The 17,470-nt window shown below is 28.9% G+C and carries 16 protein-coding genes; 1 reads left to right on the plus strand and 15 read right to left on the minus strand.

Annotated features, from left to right (window positions below; genetic code table 11):
• Positions 1-188 precede the first annotated feature (188 nt).
• The 10 genes from JJC01_17575 to JJC01_17620 form a co-directional block, all read right to left on the minus strand.
• A complete protein-coding gene (locus JJC01_17575; GenBank protein ID UDN57947.1) occupies positions 189-1,184 on the minus strand; it encodes an aldo/keto reductase in 996 nt (331 codons plus the stop codon).
• 300 nt (positions 1,185-1,484) lie between these two features.
• On the minus strand, positions 1,485-2,321 hold the full coding sequence (locus tag JJC01_17580; GenBank protein ID UDN57948.1) for a deoxyribonuclease IV: 837 nt from the start codon (positions 2,319-2,321) through the stop codon (positions 1,485-1,487).
• Between the two features lie 297 nt (positions 2,322-2,618).
• Positions 2,619-3,182, minus strand: a complete 564-nt coding sequence (locus JJC01_17585; protein ID UDN57949.1) for a helix-turn-helix transcriptional regulator — start codon at positions 3,180-3,182, stop codon at positions 2,619-2,621.
• A 97-nt stretch (positions 3,183-3,279) separates the two neighbouring features.
• Positions 3,280-4,209: a glutaminase A gene (glsA, locus tag JJC01_17590; GenBank protein UDN57950.1), complete on the minus strand. Its 930-nt coding sequence runs from the start codon at positions 4,207-4,209 to the stop codon at positions 3,280-3,282.
• Between the two features lie 345 nt (positions 4,210-4,554).
• A complete protein-coding gene (locus JJC01_17595; GenBank protein ID UDN57951.1) occupies positions 4,555-6,222 on the minus strand; it encodes a nucleoside kinase in 1,668 nt (555 codons plus the stop codon).
• Positions 6,223-6,295: 73 nt separating this feature from the next.
• Complete coding sequence (locus tag JJC01_17600) at positions 6,296-7,051, minus strand: sugar phosphate isomerase/epimerase (protein UDN57952.1); 756 nt, start codon at positions 7,049-7,051, stop codon at positions 6,296-6,298.
• A 9-nt stretch (positions 7,052-7,060) separates the two neighbouring features.
• Positions 7,061-7,597: a signal peptidase I gene (gene lepB, locus JJC01_17605; GenBank protein ID UDN57953.1), complete on the minus strand. Its 537-nt coding sequence runs from the start codon at positions 7,595-7,597 to the stop codon at positions 7,061-7,063.
• Between the two features lie 174 nt (positions 7,598-7,771).
• Positions 7,772-8,308, minus strand: a complete 537-nt coding sequence (gene lepB, locus JJC01_17610) for a signal peptidase I (protein ID UDN57954.1) — start codon at positions 8,306-8,308, stop codon at positions 7,772-7,774.
• A gap of 100 nt (positions 8,309-8,408) precedes the next feature.
• Entirely contained in the window at positions 8,409-9,719 is a 1,311-nt protein-coding gene (locus JJC01_17615) for an RsmB/NOP family class I SAM-dependent RNA methyltransferase (GenBank protein UDN57955.1), read from the minus strand.
• Between the two features lie 41 nt (positions 9,720-9,760).
• On the minus strand, positions 9,761-10,477 hold the full coding sequence (locus JJC01_17620) for a PrsW family intramembrane metalloprotease (GenBank protein UDN60212.1): 717 nt from the start codon (positions 10,475-10,477) through the stop codon (positions 9,761-9,763).
• A gap of 286 nt (positions 10,478-10,763) precedes the next feature.
• Between JJC01_17620 and sleC the strand changes: the two genes are divergently transcribed.
• Positions 10,764-12,035 (plus strand): spore cortex-lytic protein SleC, encoded by a 1,272-nt coding sequence (sleC, locus tag JJC01_17625; GenBank protein UDN57956.1) that lies wholly within the window; start codon positions 10,764-10,766, stop codon positions 12,033-12,035.
• A 218-nt stretch (positions 12,036-12,253) separates the two neighbouring features.
• Here sleC and JJC01_17630 read toward each other — a convergent pair whose 3' ends face one another.
• The 5 genes from JJC01_17630 to JJC01_17650 form a co-directional block, all read right to left on the minus strand.
• Positions 12,254-12,910, minus strand: coding sequence for a hypothetical protein (locus JJC01_17630; protein ID UDN57957.1), 657 nt, complete (start codon positions 12,908-12,910; stop codon positions 12,254-12,256).
• A gap of 363 nt (positions 12,911-13,273) precedes the next feature.
• A complete protein-coding gene (locus JJC01_17635) occupies positions 13,274-13,849 on the minus strand; it encodes an indolepyruvate oxidoreductase subunit beta (protein UDN57958.1) in 576 nt (191 codons plus the stop codon).
• Positions 13,849-15,630 carry an indolepyruvate ferredoxin oxidoreductase subunit alpha gene (iorA, locus tag JJC01_17640; protein UDN57959.1) on the minus strand — a complete coding sequence of 594 codons (1,782 nt, stop codon included), beginning with the start codon at positions 15,628-15,630 and terminating at the stop codon, positions 13,849-13,851. The genes JJC01_17635 and iorA overlap by 1 nt, the downstream gene beginning before the upstream one ends.
• A 426-nt stretch (positions 15,631-16,056) precedes the next feature.
• Positions 16,057-16,452 (minus strand): hypothetical protein, encoded by a 396-nt coding sequence (locus tag JJC01_17645; GenBank protein ID UDN57960.1) that lies wholly within the window; start codon positions 16,450-16,452, stop codon positions 16,057-16,059.
• Between the two features lie 411 nt (positions 16,453-16,863).
• Positions 16,864-17,271, minus strand: coding sequence for a hypothetical protein (locus tag JJC01_17650; protein UDN57961.1), 408 nt, complete (start codon positions 17,269-17,271; stop codon positions 16,864-16,866).
• Positions 17,272-17,470: the final 199 nt, after the last annotated feature.

The raw sequence follows: 17,470 nt of genomic DNA on the forward strand, positions 1-17,470 counted from the left end.
TATATAAATCTATATTGATGCAAAAACAATATTTATATAATAATTAATACTTGCATAAACATAACACTTAATAATTGCACAGACATAACACTTAATACTTTCATAAACACAATCTTATCATAATAATTATACTTACATAAAAAAAGAAATCGGCGTAAATTTATTACACCGATTTCAATAAGTAAAATCTATCCTAGCTTTTCAACAACAGTCTTCAACATTTCTCTTATAGGAAGTTCATATGGACATCGACTTTCACAAAGACCACAGTCAATACATTCAGTAGGTTTAACATCCATAACCTCATATTTTTCCTTAGCCCACTCCTCTAATCCATATCTAGTGTAATATCCTTCGCATAAGAAGCTTAAAGGTATATTTATTCCAACAGCACAAGGCATACAATATTCACATCTTCTACAGAATTTTTTACCTAGAGAATTTCTTATTTCTTCAATTTTTTTCTCATCATCCTCATCTAATACAAGATTTTCAAGCACAGCGACATTTTGTCTAACTTGTTCAACACTATCCATTCCTGGTATAACCACATCTATATAATCCTTAGACAATATATACTTAATAGCCAATGTAGCATTATCTAAAGCTCCACCAGCTAAAGGTTTCATTACTATTATACCAATTCCTTTTTCATGAGCTTTTTTAAATACCTCATCTGCTTGTCCTTCAACTATATTGTAAGGAAATTGTATAGTATCAAATTTGCCACTTTCTAAAGCTCTTTCTATAGTGTTTAAGTTATGGCTAGTTATACCAATATGTTTTATCTTCCCTTGTTCTTTTGCTTCTAAAAGGGCACTATAAGCCATTTTATCTTTAAAAATATTGTCATACTCTTCTTCTTTAACATTGTGAAATTGATATAAATCTATAAAATCAGTTTTAAAGTTATTTAAACTTATTTCCACATCTCTCTTCATTGAATCATAATCCCTAGACATACTTTTAGTAGCTAGGAAAAATTTATCTCTTTTTCCTTCTATAGCAATTCCAATAGCTTCTTCACTTATTGTGTATCCCCTTGCGCTATCAATAAAGTTTATTCCTTGTTTTTCTAGCTCATTTATAACTAAATTAGTATCCTCTTGTGTAATTCTTTGTATTGGAATTCCCCCAAAACCGACTCTTTTTATCTTCATACTAGTCTTGCCTAAATTTCTCATAGCTTTCCCCACCTAACTTTTAATTAATTTTAAACATTATTAACATGTTACTTTTAATTATACAACAAATTATGAGAATTTTTGCAATCTATTTATATACTATTTAAAATATATACACATTTTATCAAGTTTATTTATATAGTTTATAATATGCTCTTTTATATTACATCAAAATTTTATTTAATATGCTTCATAATATACCAATCTATATTTCACTAGCATATAATCTAAATTTAATCCAAATATAATCAAAATGCTACTTAAATAGCATCAAAATATTATTTACATCATATCAAAATACTATTTACTAGATAAAATTTCTTTAATCATCTTAATCTCTCTCTTATGACCTTCTTCATCAAAAGGTGTTTCTAAGAAGAATGGCAAATCTTTAATGCTTGGATGTTCCATAAAATCAGTTAAAGCTTTTAGCCCTATCTTACCTTCACCTATAGGAGCATGTCTATCTTTTTTATCCCCAAATGGCATCATACTATCATTTAAATGTATAGTTTTTAATCTATCTATACCTATAATCTTGTCAAATTCTCCTAAAACTCCATCCAAGTCATTAACTATATCATAACCAGCTGAAAAAATATGACATGTATCAAGACACACACCTATTCTTTCTTTATGTTCGACATTGTCTATTATGCTCTTTAACTGCTCAAAACTAAATCCTATTTCAGTCCCTTTTCCTGACATTGTTTCAAGGAGTATAGTTATATTTTCATCTCCTTTAATAGCATTGTTTAGCCCTTTTACTATCCTATCTATACCAAAGTCTACTCCACCACCTACATGACTTCCAGGGTGAAAACACATGTATTCTATACCTAGTGAATCCATTCTTCTTATATCTTCATCTATTACTCTTGTTGCGAATTCATAAACATCATCCTTCACTCCACCTAGATTCATAGTATATGGAGCATGTGCAAGTAATGGTGCAAAATTGTTTGCTTTTCTAATTTCTTGAAATTTAGCTATATCTTTCTCATCAAATTCTTTAGCATTTCCTCCTCTTGGGTTTCTACTAAAAAATTGAAATGTATTTGCATCAATATATACAGCTGTTTCGGCTGCCTTTGCAAATCCTTTTGCTATTGAAATATGTGTTCCTAATTTAATCATATTAATCTCCTTTTGGTTGTACATAATTTTAATTTATAAATTTTTGATACTTAAGTCTTAATTTTAGTATAACTATAATTAATTTCGTATATATTAATTCTAAATTTTAATATTTATAGTTTAATTATACCCATTTTGATAAATTTCAAAGAGTATATTTAGTCATTCAAATAACAAAAAAATAGAGATTAAAAATCATTATTTTACTCATGCTCAAAAGTATTTTTTGATTATTAAGTAAATTCTGATGTTCAATCTCTAATCTTATGTTTTATAACTAATACATAATTAATGATTCTAATTAGGACATTCTTCTTCAACTGTAGGAACTACAACCATAGCTATATCATACTTAGAACCTTCAACGCTGTCTTGTCTTTTATTTAAAATTTCATCTATCTTTGATTTCATAGTATCATTAAGTTCAACTAATTCATCATGAGTAAGAGAAATATCATGATAATCAACTATATTTTCATTTTCTAAAACATCTTCCTCTGCTGCTTTATAAAAAACTTCACTCATATTTTCAAATCTTGATATGTACAATTCTTCTTTTTCTTCCCCATTGTCTAAAGAAAAATTAAGTATCCTATTCCCTATAACCACATTTTTTGCACTTGGATAATAATATTTTTCCACAATCCCCGACTTTATTTTTTCCTCAACTAATTCTAAAATACCAACTTTGTATAACATTTTTATGTGGTAGTTTATTTTTGCATGAGGTTCTTCCAATAATTGAGATAATTGTTTTGCTGACAATGGCGATTTGTCAAATGCTTTTAGAATATCTATTCTACGTGGATGTGCAATAGCCTTTATGCACTCCAAATCTCGTAATACCAATACCTCTTTCATTGACCCCTCCTAAAAAATTTATTTAATTCATATTTCTTTACAATTTAATTATATATTAAATTATATGTTGTTGTCAAAAAAATCCTTTCTTAAAATTTTAAAAAATATTTAATCTGAGTTTATTTGACAACTCCTCTAAAACTTTAACTCCTGCGACGCTGTTACCTTTTTTGTCAAGTGCAGGTCCATAAACACCAATACCCATACGTCCTGGCACAGAAGCCATTATACCACCCCCAACTCCAGATTTTGCAGGAATTCCAACTTTAATAGCAAATTCCCCAGAAGCATCATACATTCCACAAGTCATCATAAATGTCTTGACAATTCTAGATACCATTTCACTCATTAAATGCTCTCCATTTTCTATGTCTACTCCATAATTAGCAAGATTTATACCAATTCTCGCTAAATCTATAGAATCCACCTCAATTGAGCATTGTTTAAAATAAAGGTCTAAAACATCTTCTACATTACCTCTGATAAATCCATCACTTTTTAACAGATAAGCCATAGCTCTATTTCTATCTCCAGTCATTTTTTCAGACTTATAGACATCATAATTTATTCCTATGTTATCATTTCTTGCCAATTTTCTAAAAAAGCTAAGCATTCTTTCTTCTTTTTCTTCCAAACAGCTCCCATTTATAAGAGAAGTGGTAACTATTGCTCCTGCATTTATCATTGGATTACAGGGCTTTTTAGTATCATTAATCTCAAGTTTCATTATAGAATTAAATGGGTCTCCACTTGGCTCCATTCCAACATTTGAAAAAACGTCTTCCCAGTCATTGTCCATAAGTGCCATGGCAAGCACAATTGGTTTTGAAATGCTTTGTATTGTAAATTTTGTGCTACAATTTCCAGCACTATAAATGTTATTTTCACTATCTATAATACAAATTCCTAAATCATTTCTACGAGCATTTTTTAATTCTGGTATGTAACTAGCAACTTGTCCATAATTTGTATATTTTTTATTAGAACTTATAATTTCTTTTAATAATGTCTCATCTAACGTATTCATATGCACCTCATCATCTTATGTTATATACTCTATTTTAGCACAAGTTTATACTATAATAAAACAGTGTTAAAAGAAATTATACTTTAAAACTATTTTTTGCAGACTTAACTTTATTTTTCAAACATATTATAAAAAATATCATAATATTATAAAAGGAGTATTAAAGTTAAATAGTATTTATTATCTATACTAATTCTCACAAAACAAAGAATTTTTGATAACTAAATAGAATTTTCACTTTAATACTCCAGCAATATTACTTAAAATATAAACCATAGATTATTCAGTATCTCTAAAAAAATATTTAGTTCAATATGAGTACAATAAAATAATCAATAATACATGCTAATCAACTATTTTACTTCCTCCAATAAATTCCCTAAGGATTGAAGTTCCTGGTATATCAGAAATATCATCTAGTTCAACAAAATACTGTAAAAACTTTAATAATCTAGTAGCTTCAATATAAGCAGGATTATCTTCATCTATTTCCTCCAATAGAGGCTTAGCAAATCGCTTTAAAACCGCTAATTCATACACACAAGCGGAATTAAATATAGCATCTGCTTCATCTTGATAAGGGAATATATTTTTCTTTTCTCCTCTTCTAACTGATGCCCATTGCAAAATAGTATTATCAGCGCTATATCCTCTAAAATTATAATCTCTAACAATTCTTCTTATCATTCTCAAATCGGCAGTAGGAATTCTATTATGGTCATCTAAATTTATTTGAGTAAGGGCACTTATGTATATCTTAAATTTATCTTCATCTGGTATAGATGCTGTTAAAATAGGGTTTAGCCCATGTATACCTTCTAATATAATTGGTTGATTTGAGTCTATCTTTATCTTTTTACCAGTATATTCTCTTTCCCCAGCTTTAAAGTTAAACCTTATATCCTCAATTTCTTCACCTGCTAAAAGTTTATTTAAATCTAAGTTGAATCTCTCTAAATCTATAGCATAAATTGACTCAAAATCATAGTTTCCATATTCATCTAAAGGAGTATGTTTTCTATCTATAAAATAATCATCTAAAGATATTGAAATCGGATTTAAGTTATTTACTCTAAGATGTATTGATAGTCTATGAGCAAAGCTTGTTTTTCCAGATGATGATGGTGCTGCTATTAAAACTACTCTCTTATTGTTATCTTTTATCATATCTGCTATTTGAGATAGTTTCTTTTCATGTAATGCTTCAAATGTTCTTATTATATCTCCATATTCATTATTTTCTATTATTCTGTTAAGTGATACTACCTTATCAATTCCCATTAGTCTTGACCATTCTTCTGCTTCATAATATACGTTTGATAGCTTAGGTTGAGGTATAAATTTCATAGGTAGAGTCTTATCTTCTTCACTAGGCCCTAAAATTATAATACCTCCATTGTAAAGTATGATATCAAACGATTTTATATAACCAGTTGATGGCAACATATATCCATAAAAATGGTCTATATAGTTTCTACATTTATATACTTTAGCACTATCATATTCCTTGTATTTCAAAAGTTCTGCTTTTTCATACATCTCATTATTTTCAAATATAGAAATAGCTTCATCCCTCGTAACTTCTATTTTTTCTATAGTGTAGTCATTATTTATTATCTCTTTCATTTTATTTTTTATATTTTCAACATCAACTTCTTTAAGTTTTCTCTCTATATGAACTTCACAATATAGTCCACCAGATAGTGAATGTTCTATTGTAACTCTGCTGTCCCAAAATATCTCTCTACAAGCCATCACAAACACAAATGACATGACTCTAAAGTAAACTCTTTCTCCATCTTCATTTGTCGTATCCAAAAACTCTATCTCACAATCCTTTTTCACTCTATAATTTAACTCTTTCAATTTATTATCTACAACCGCAAGTGTTATATATCCTTTATGTTCATCACAAAACTCTTTTGCTATATCTCCTAGTCTAATTCCCAAAGAATTTTCGTCTAATGAATACTCCTTACTTCTTCCGTCTATTTTTAAATTTATTTTCTTCACTTCAACATCTCCTTCCTTTTGATGAATATACATTTTAATCAACGAGGCATATCAACAAGATAAAGAGAGGTATTTAACCCTCTCCTACAATATGATTCAATTTACTTATAGTATCTTCAATGTCTTCGTAATTTATTTCTAATACTAAATATTCTGCATCTAATTTTAAAACCTCTTTAACACTCTCTTCAGATAAAATACCTCTTCCTATACCAACATGTATATCATTGATACCATCATTATCACTTAAATGTATCAATTTTATCTTATCTTTCAAGTTATTTAAATAATCATCCTCATCAATTAAACAGTGTCCAGTATCGTAACAAAAACAAATCTTAGAATTTTTAATCCTCTTAAATATATATTCAAAATCATAGGATATATTTCCAATATTTGAAAAATCCCCACCTTTTGAATAAGTATTCTCTATACAAATATGTGAATCTGTATTTATTTTATTAAAAAAATCTACACTATTATCTAAATACTTGTCCCTATTATTTTTAAGTCTATTTGTCATAATATAACCCAAATGAAGATTAAAGTACCTTATATCAAATCCTTTTAGCTCTAATTCTATCTTCTCAATAAAACTTATCCATGAAGCTCGTATATATTCTATATTTTCACAAGTGTTTAATTCCATAGGTAAATGTATCCCTATAGACAACCCTAGTTTAGAAATTCTCTGCTTATATTTACATAACTCACTACATTCATATATATTATCAATACCAATTTCCAAATGAGTTATTTCCTTTGTACTTTCACAAAGTTTTAAAGCACCCTCAATATTAAATAACAAAGATGCCACACCAACTGCCATACAAATCACCTACTCAAAAATACCTATTTGTGTAAAAGGAAACACTCTTAAAATAACTTTTCCTTTAATATTTTGTTCATCCACTAATCCTACTTCTTTATACCTACTATCTAAACTTACTTCTCTATTATCTCCCATAGCAAATACTTTACCTTGAGGAATCACCATATCAATCTCGCCTTCAGTATAATTATCATGTATATATGAAACTTCATTTAATAACTTACCATTTATATAAACCTTAGAATCTTTAATTTTTAAATGGTCTCCTGGTACACCTATAACCCTTTTTACTAACTCTTTTTTTCTCCCATTATCTTGCAACAAGTCAGTCTTAAATATCATTATATCTCCACATTTTGGTTCTGATAATTTATATGTTATTCTATTTGCCACTAAGTAATCGTGTGGTTTAAGTGTTGGGTACATTGATTCTCCATTTACTAATGTTGGTTTTATAAAGCGAGTTATAATAAATGCCAAAAAAAGTGCAGTAATAATTATTTTTATCCACTCTACAATCTCTTCTTTAATAGTTTCATTCATTCACAAATTCTCCTTTATAGTTATATTATCTTTATTGATAATGCCACTTTTAAGCACTATCTTTTAGATAAGTCTACTAAATAAGGTGTTGTCTTTTTTATATAGACAACTATTGTGCATGGTCTGGTGATTTCAGTTAATCAGCGATTGCTCCAAATTTTATATTTATAATGTTTAGTCAATAGTTCCTATCTTAGAAAATGGATACAATCTGACTAGAACTTTTCCTAGAACGGTGTGCTCGTCGACCAATCCAACCTCATCGTATCTACTATCTAAACTTCTTTCTCTATTGTCTCCCATTGCAAATAATTTTCCTTCTGGAACTACTATATCAATATCTCCATCAGTACGATTATTATGTATATAGGAAACTTCATCTAACAATTTATCATTTACATATACCTTGGAGTCTTTTATCTTTACATGGTCACCAGGAACCCCGATAACTCTTTTTACTAAATCTTTTTTCTTTCCATTTTCTTCTGTTAAGTCGGTTTTGAATACTATTATATCTTTGTATTTTGGCTCTCCTACTTTGTACGCAATTCTATTGACTATCAAATAATCACGTTCTACAAGCGTAGGATACATTGATTCTCCTTTAACTATTGTTGGCACTATAAAACGCGTTATTGCAAATGCCAAAACAAGAGCTATGACAATCACTTTTATCCACTCTACAACTTCTTTTTTAACTGCTTCACCCACTAAAATCGTCTCCTCTGTGTTCAATATTAAGTCAATCTACAGCAAAACTAATCTACCATAAACTTACAATATAAATATTATACTTCTTTTTTCTAATAGTTTAAAATACTTTTCTAAGACCTTTAGGGTAATGATTCTTAATTGCACCAGCAGATTCTTTTCCCCAACCTAAAGGTATATCTTCAACTGATACCAAAACCCATCCTCTACTTTCATTAGAATTTATAACATCCCCTTTTAAATATTTAAGAATCGATTCGCTTTGTACACTAAAGTTTTCAACGTTTTTTACATCTTCAACTTTTAAGTAATGAGATAATGCATGAGAAGGCTCAAATCTATTCTTCTTTAAAACCCCTAAATGCAAACCATATCTCAATACTTTTAGTTTTTTTGTATCTGGATATATTTCAGGAAGTAGGTACAAATTTTCTCCTCTTAAATAAAATTTATTTTTTTTATTACTATAAAAATCAGTCTTTAAAAATTTCTTTTCAAACTCCCTATAATCCTTTATTTCTTTATCTAAATTTTTTATTTTTAATTCTTTTACATTACTTTCTTCTTCTTCTAATTTTTTTATCTTAGCTACAAAATGACCTTCTCCCTTTATTTTATGAGGCCATAGCCTTTCCATCTCAACAAGTTCTGCATGTGGATATTCACTGATAAACTCATTTATAACATGTTCATTCTCCTCTTTTGAAAAAGTACATGTTGAGTAAATTAGAATACCATCTTTCTTTAACATTTTATATCCATCTCTTATAATCTCTTTTTGAATAGATTGGCATTCAATTACTTTTGCCTGACTCCAATCTAAGATGGCCACTTCATCTTTTCTAAACATCCCTTGCCCAGAACAAGGAGCATCTATAATCACCTTATCAAAATACCCATTAAATGTCTTTCTTAAGCTATTAGAATCAGTATTTGTTATTATACAATTTCTCGCCCCAAATCGTTCTAAGTTTTCTCCTAGAGCTTTAATTCTACTTGTATTAATCTCATTAGAAACCAATAAACCTGTGTTGTTTAATCTAGATAATATATATGTAGATTTGCCACCAGGTGCAGCACACATATCAAGTACTTTATCTCCTTCTTTAATATCTGCTTTTGGTATTACACTCATTGCAGAAGGCTCTTGTAAATAATATGCTCCAGCCTCATGTAATGGATTTCTACCAGGCCTATTAATTTTATCATCATAATAAAAACCTTCATCTGCCCACGGTATCTGATATAAATCAAATAAATTTAAATTCAATAGTTTTTCTTTATCAATTTTTAGTGTATTTATTCTAAGACCAGTAGTCTTTTCTTCATTATAACTTTTTATAAAATCATCATATTCATCTTCTAGTATTTCTCTAATATCTTCTAAAAATTCTTTTGGTAAATTTGCCAAATTTATAATCCCCCTTTTTATCTGCGTTACTTGTTCGTCATTTATTTTATTTTCTTTTTCTTTAAGTTTCCAAAAAACACTTTTTTAGAGTTATTCATATATTTTTCAAGTTTATCAAGATTTATCTTCCACAAAATTATGACATAAACTATAAATAATATAATAGCCCATCTATATTCTATCATCAATATAAAATCAAAAACTCCATGTAATAAAATCGGAATTAATACAGCCATAAATAAGTATTCACGTTTTTTAATTTCATTCCCCTCAAACTTATACTTAGAAATATAATATCCCATAGTAATAGCAAACATTACATGAGCTGGAATGGAGATAACTGCTCTATTAATACCAACCTGTAGTGCTAAATTTCTACTTTCAGAGAAAATATAAACTATATTTTCAATTGTTGCAAATCCTAAAGATAAAAATACAGAATAAATAATACCATCTAATTTTTCAGTAAAATGCTTTTCTTTAATCAATGAAGGAATTAGTATTAAAGCTTTTACACCTTCTTCCACAAGACCTGCAACTATAAATGATACATATAATAATTCTGAATATCCTTCAAATACATTAAACTTCATTAATAGATTTTCTAAAAGAATAATTATAACACTTAAAAAAGCACCTATCATAAAAAATTTAATTAAATGGATTAGTGGCTCTCTACAATATTTATCTTTAGATCTTATCCAAAACATACCTATTAATATAGGTACTACTGCTAATAAAAATAAATCCAGCTTCATAGGTAATTTTCCTTTCAAAGTTTTTAATTCATTCATGTTTTATAATTACTACTTATTTTTAGTTTATTTGTGTTTTAAATATACACTTACTTTTAATTTATTTTCTTTCAGCTTTTATTTTAAATTTTTCTACACTCAAATTTATATACTAAACTCTTTATCATTTGATAGGTTAAAAATACTTAAAAAAATTTAAATTTATATCTATATTATTTAACAAATCTCAAGCCATATTCATATCTTGAAATATAAGGGAACTAAATTCATTTAAAGAAAGGGTGATTTGATGCAAGATGGTTTCTTAACAGTAAGTATAATTGATGCTACTAACAATAGACCCATTCAAAATGCAACAGTAAACATATATTCAATGTCTAATGGTAGCCAAAGCTCATCAACTTTATACCAGAACCTAATAAGTAATGAATCTGGCCAAGTGACTGGATTAGTATTACCAGCACCAGATGTAGATTACTCTCTACAACCATCTGATGTTAGACCTTACAGCCAGTATATAGTAGAAGCTATAGCTGATGGATATGAGACAGTTGTCATAGAAGGGACACAGTTACTAGCTACAATTGAGGCGAGACAAGGAGTTCCTATGTTTCCTAGAACAAGAAGTAAGCGTTCCTTCTCAAGACAAAGTGAATTGATTTTTGATATAGGAGAACATACTTTATACGGTACTTATCCTCCTAAAATTCCAGAAAGTAACCTAAAACCATTACCACCACCTACTGGTTTTGTTGTATTAGATAACCCTGTAGTGCCTGAATTTATAGTAGTTCATGATGGTTTACCAGAAAATACATCAGCGGCAAATTATTGGATTCCATTTAAAGAGTACATTAAAAACATAGCCTCATCTGAAATATATTCAACTTGGCCTGAGCAGACAATCTACGCAAATGTAATAGCTATAATATCATTTACTTTAAATAGAGTCTTTACTGAATGGTACAGAAACAAAGGATATAACTTTACAATCACCTCATCAACAGCATATGACCATAAATTTATAAACAATAGAAACTTATTTGAACCAATTAACGTAGTTGTAGATGCTATATTTAATACATTTATAAAAAGACCTCCTACATCAAGACAGCCACTACTAGCTCAATATTGTGATGGTCAAAAATCTCAATGTCCTAATCAAATGACTCAATGGGGTAGTAAGGACCTAGGTGACCAAGGATACGATTATGAAAGAATACTAAGATATTTCTATGGAGACGAAATAGTGTTTGAAAAAGCTCCAGTAGTTAGTGGTGTACCAGTATCATTTCCTGGAACTACACTACAAGTTGGTTCTTCTGGACAATACGTTAGAACTATACAAAACCAGTTAAATGCTATATCTAATTCTTATCCAGCTATACCAAAAGTGAGGGAAGATGGAATCTATGGTACAGATACAGAAAATTCTGTAAAAATATTCCAAGGAATTTTTGGTTTACCTCAAACTGGAGTAGTTGACTTTAAGACATGGTATGAAATATCCAGGGTTTACGTAGCTACAACTAGAATAGCTTCTTTAAATCCTCTAATTTAGATTTTAACTAACTTATTCGCTTAACATAAAAAATGGCTGTTATAAACTACTATCTGTTATAAGTTTTTTAACCTATAATCATAATAGTCTTAGCAGCCATTTTTTGTAGTTATAACTTATTATTTTAGAACCTTAAAACTCTTAAATGGGGGATTTTAAGCTTCTTAAAAACAGCAATCAATAATTCTAACTTAATAACTCTAACTTTATTAATAATATTAATTTGTAGCTTTAGATTTATTGGCTAATGCTAAAATTAATCCTAGAGCTATAGATGCAAAAGCAGAGGCAATTACTCTATATTCAGCAGGGAACAAGAATACAATTGTATGACATGGTATCCAGAAAAATGGTATAGTTTTCAAAACACTAAAACCAAGATATGCATTCCAGTCTACAACATTTACTACATCTTTAAGAACTACCTTAACACCCTTTCCAACTTCGTATTTTTTATCTATAAAACAATCCATAACCTTATGGAATAAAAATACAGTTGGTGACATTAATATATTCATAGTTGCACTCTTAAATAGAGCATTTGCAAAAGCTATTCCTTCAAATGGAAGCATACCATCTACTTGTGCCTGCCCTACACCTGCTGAGTAAATTGACATAGCATATGTTGTAACTACACCTATAATTCCCCAAACTACGGCTCTGTAAAAGATTCCTACTGGTATTTTCCAGTCTTTATGCAAAATTCTAGCACCAAGTAAGTCTCCCATTGTTGCTAACACAGCAAACTTGAAAAAACCTCCAATATATGGATGTGCACCTGTTGCTTCCATAAATACCGCTCTACTACTTGGTATCACTAAAATAGCAATAAGACAAATAAGAACTCCACTCCATATAAAATCGCCTTTTTTCATATTATAAATACTATTTAATAATCTAAATAGTTCTCCTTCCTTTCAAGTATTTATTTTATTGTTATCTCTATATAAATATATTTATTAAATATTACTTACTTAGGTATTCATTTTCCATGTTTAAATTGATAAAATTTCATTTTTAAATAACTATCTCAGTAAATAGCTATTGCATTAAATAACTATTACATATAGTTTTTTTTTGCAATTATTTTTTAACCCTTTATATATTATATTTTTAATTAATCTTTCCTAACCCTTTTTGTATTATATCTATAATTAATCTTTCCTAACCCTTTGTATATTATATATAATTATTTTTTCTGATTCTTTATATAGTTTTTTATCTGTAATTTTTATTTTCTAAATATTCATTCCTTCTCTTAAAGCTTTTATATTAATTTCTATAAACTTAGGTTTAACCTGTTGTGATACTATCTTTTCCCAATCTATATCATTTTCTAACTGTAAAGCCTTAATCAATGCTCCCAAAAGTACTACATTCATAACCTTCTCATTTCCAAAACCTCTGGCAATATCAACTGCCTTTATCACTGTTACATCCACTTTTTCTTTAATATCGTCTATTATATTTTCAGGATAATCCACTCTACCTGTTAAAATTGGTGCAGAAGGCATTTCATAATCATTTACTACTAATTTACCCTCAGGCTTAAGAAAATCAAGATATCTTAAAGCCTCCATAGTCTCAAATGAAACTAATACGTCAACATCTCCTTTTCCAAGTATAGGAGAGTGTACTTTTTCTCCATATCTAACTTGTGTTGTTACACTTCCACCCCTTTGAGCCATACCATGAACCTCTGACATCTTAACATCATATCCAGCATCTATAAGACCAGCAGAAAGTATTTTACTTGCTAAAACAGTACCCTGACCTCCTACTCCTGATAACAATACATTTTTAACCTTTTTCATTACTTTTCACCAACCTTTTTTATAGCATTTACTGGACATACTTGTGCACATACTGTACATCCTACACATTGAGCCTGATTTATACTTGATTTCTTTTTAGATTTATCAAATCTCAAAGCAGGGCATCCTGTTGTAAGGCATTTCTTACATCCAATACATTTCTCATCATCTACGCTACAAATTGATGGTGTAAGGTCGAATCTTTTTTTATCATCTTCTGTAAATTTTTTTAATGCACATGGCCATCTAGTGATTATTACTGAAGGTTCATCAATTGATAAAGCCCAATTTAATGCTTCTTTAACTTCATTCAACATATTAGGATTAACTACCTTTACATTTTTACAACCCAAAGCTTTTACTATAGTCTCAATGTCCATCATTTCAGTAACATCACCTTGCAATGAAAATCCAGTTCCAGGATTTTCTTGATGACCAGTCATTCCAGTAATTCTATTATCAAGAATACATGTTACAGTATTACTTTTGTTGTAGATTATATCTATGAGACCATTTATTCCTGTATGAAAGAATGTTGAATCTCCTATTGTAGATATAGTCCTCATGTTAATATTATTTTTAGTAAATATCTTTTGTGCTCCATGAGCTACACCTGGCCCTCCTCCCATACATATACAAGTATCTTTAGCATTTAAAGGCTCTGCTCCTCCTAGACCATAACATCCTATATCTCCACTTATAAGTACATTTTTAACCTTTCCTAGCTCATAGAAAAATCCTCTGTGTGGACATCCTGCACATAAAGTTGGAGGTCTGCCAACTATTTTTTCTTGGCTATACTCTATTAGTTTTCTTTTTTCTCCCAAAATTGATTGAGCTATAATATCTGGATTTAACTCACCTATATTAGGTATCTTTTCTTTTCCAATACATGGTATGTTATTTTCTTTAAGATGTTCTTCTATATAAGGTTCTAATTCTTCGATTACATAAACAGTTTCTACTTGTTCTGCAAAACCTCTTATCTTCTTTGTTGGAAGAGGATATGTAAATCCTAATTTTAAATATGATACAGTATCTCCAAACACATCTTTAGCATACTCATAAGAAGCTCCTGACGTTATCACGCCTATTTTCTTATCATTCCATTCTATAAAGTTTAAGTCAGTTTCATTAGAAAACTCTTCAAGCTTTTTTAATCTATCTTCAAGTTTAATTCTTAATCCTCTTGAAGTTGCTGGAATAGCATCAAACTTAGAAAGATTTCTTTCATATTTTTTTACAATTGTTTCTTCTTTTTCTCCTAACTCAACAAGTCCTTTACTATGACATATTCTAGTCACCATTCTAAATAAAACTGTTGTATCGTATTTTTCACTTATCTCAACCGCAGCCTTTAGCATATCCTTACATTCTTGGCTGTTGCTTGGTTCTATCATAGCTATCTTTGCAAATTTAGCATAATGTCTATTATCTTGTTCATTTTGTGATGAGTGCATGCCAGGGTCATCTCCAGATACAATAATCATCGCACCATTTACTCCCATATATGCATATGTAAATATTGGGTCTGCAGCAACATTTACTCCAACATGCTTCATAGCTGCAAGGGCTCTACCTCCTGCAATAGAGGCTCCTATTGCTGACTCTACTGCTACTTTCTCATTTGGTGCCCACTCTGCAATTATGTCATCTTTATATAGTGCTATATTTTCCAATATTTCAGTACTTGGTGTTCCTGGATAAGCAGCTGCATAAGATATGCCTGCTTCGTAAGCACCACGTGCTACTGCCTCATTTCCTGTAAGCAATTGTTTCATGCTTTCCCCCTCCTTAGAAATAATACCTCTTTGATAACTTAGTGTATTTGTTAGCGATACATTTTAGAAGCTATCAACTATATATTTATTATCAATACAATTTAAATATTGATAGCAAATAATAATATGAATCCATAAATTTATAATATTGTTCTTATTTTATTTACTAAGCAATTGCCATGCCAATAGCCTTAATTTTTTTAAAACTCACTTTTAAAATACCAAATTGCCATTTTTCTTTAAATTTTAATGACTCTAATAATTAAGAATTAATTTTCGTTAGAATTTTCATAATATTTTCAATATTATTTTAAATAAAAAAAAAGTAATGTTAACATTTCTTAACATACATTAAAAAATGTTAACATTACAAGCTGAATTAGTACTCTTACTTTGTCTAGATTTACTTTTGTATCATTTAATTATTTAACGACCATAGAAACCTATCAATCCATTTCCATTGTCTATTCTAATAGGTTTCATAATCTTTAAACCTTCATTTTTTATCTTTTCTAAATCTTTTTCCATACTCTTAATTGTATTTTCAAGGTCTTGTGAACTTAAGTCTTTAACTTGTGTAGTGTCTTTAGCATACTCTTTTAATTCTTCAATACGCTTAGCATATTCTTCATAAGTGTAATACTCAACTCCATATTTTTCTAAGTCAGCAGGCTCAGTTATTCCTGATTTTATTAGAGAATCAAATTTATCTAACGTAATATTAGATACATCACTACTTCCATCTGCAAATACTGCTCCTGTTCCTCCTAATACTATAGCAGATGCCATCATTGTACTTATAAGGGATTTTTTTATTTTCATAACTCATATTCCTTTCTTAGAGATTTATTTGGGTAGTGTAGTTCACAATGACTATTGCAATAGTTATTAACTACACCTTTAGACTATCATAATAGTCATATTTATGTCAAGTATTTCTACAACGTTTTTTAGTAAAAATCCATATTTTGAATAAAAAAAGTAATGTTAACATTTCTTAATACATATAAAAAATGTTAACATTACAAACTGGGTTTAATACTTTTACTTTGACTAGATTTATTTTTATACTATTTAATTTGTTTATTTTTTACTTCTCTATCTTCATATAGACTTTAAGCCTTTTGTTATCGTTTATTTGTTACTTGTTTTGTTCTTGTTTACTATGTTTAATTACGCTTATTTAGTTTTTTAAATACTTTTTCCACCTATATCTAAAAAATTTAATATTAATTATTCAGCTCTAGATAAAGAAACTGCCAATTGAGTTCCATCTTCATTATCTATTACGATAGGTTTCATTATCTTTAAGCCTTCAGTTTTTATCTTTTCTAAATCTTTTTCCATAATCTTAATTGTATCTTCAAGGTCTTTTGAACTTACATCTTTAACTGCTGAAGAGTCTTTAGCATATGCTTTTAACTCTTCAATCTGCTTAGCGTACTCTTCATAAGTATAATACTCAACTCCATGTTTTTCTAAGTCAGCAGCATCAGTTACACCTGATTCTACTAGAGATTTAAACTTAGATAACTCAATATTAGATACATCGTCATTTCCACTTGCAAATACTGCTCCTGTTCCTCCTAGTACCATAGCAGATACCATCATTGCACTTATAAGGGATTTTTTTATTTTCATAATTTATATTCCTTTCTTAGAGATTTATTTGGGTAGTGTAGTTCATTATGACTATTGCAATAGTTATTTACTACATCTTTAGACTATCATAATAGTCATAATTGTGTCAAGTATTTCTATAAAATTTTTTAATAAAAAATACTATCTCAAAATAAATTTAATTATTTTAAGATAGTATTCCTAATTCTCAACCCATCCT

It is taken from the genome of Clostridioides sp. ES-S-0010-02 (genome assembly GCA_020641055.1).
Lineage (GTDB): Bacteria > Bacillota > Clostridia > Peptostreptococcales > Peptostreptococcaceae > Clostridioides.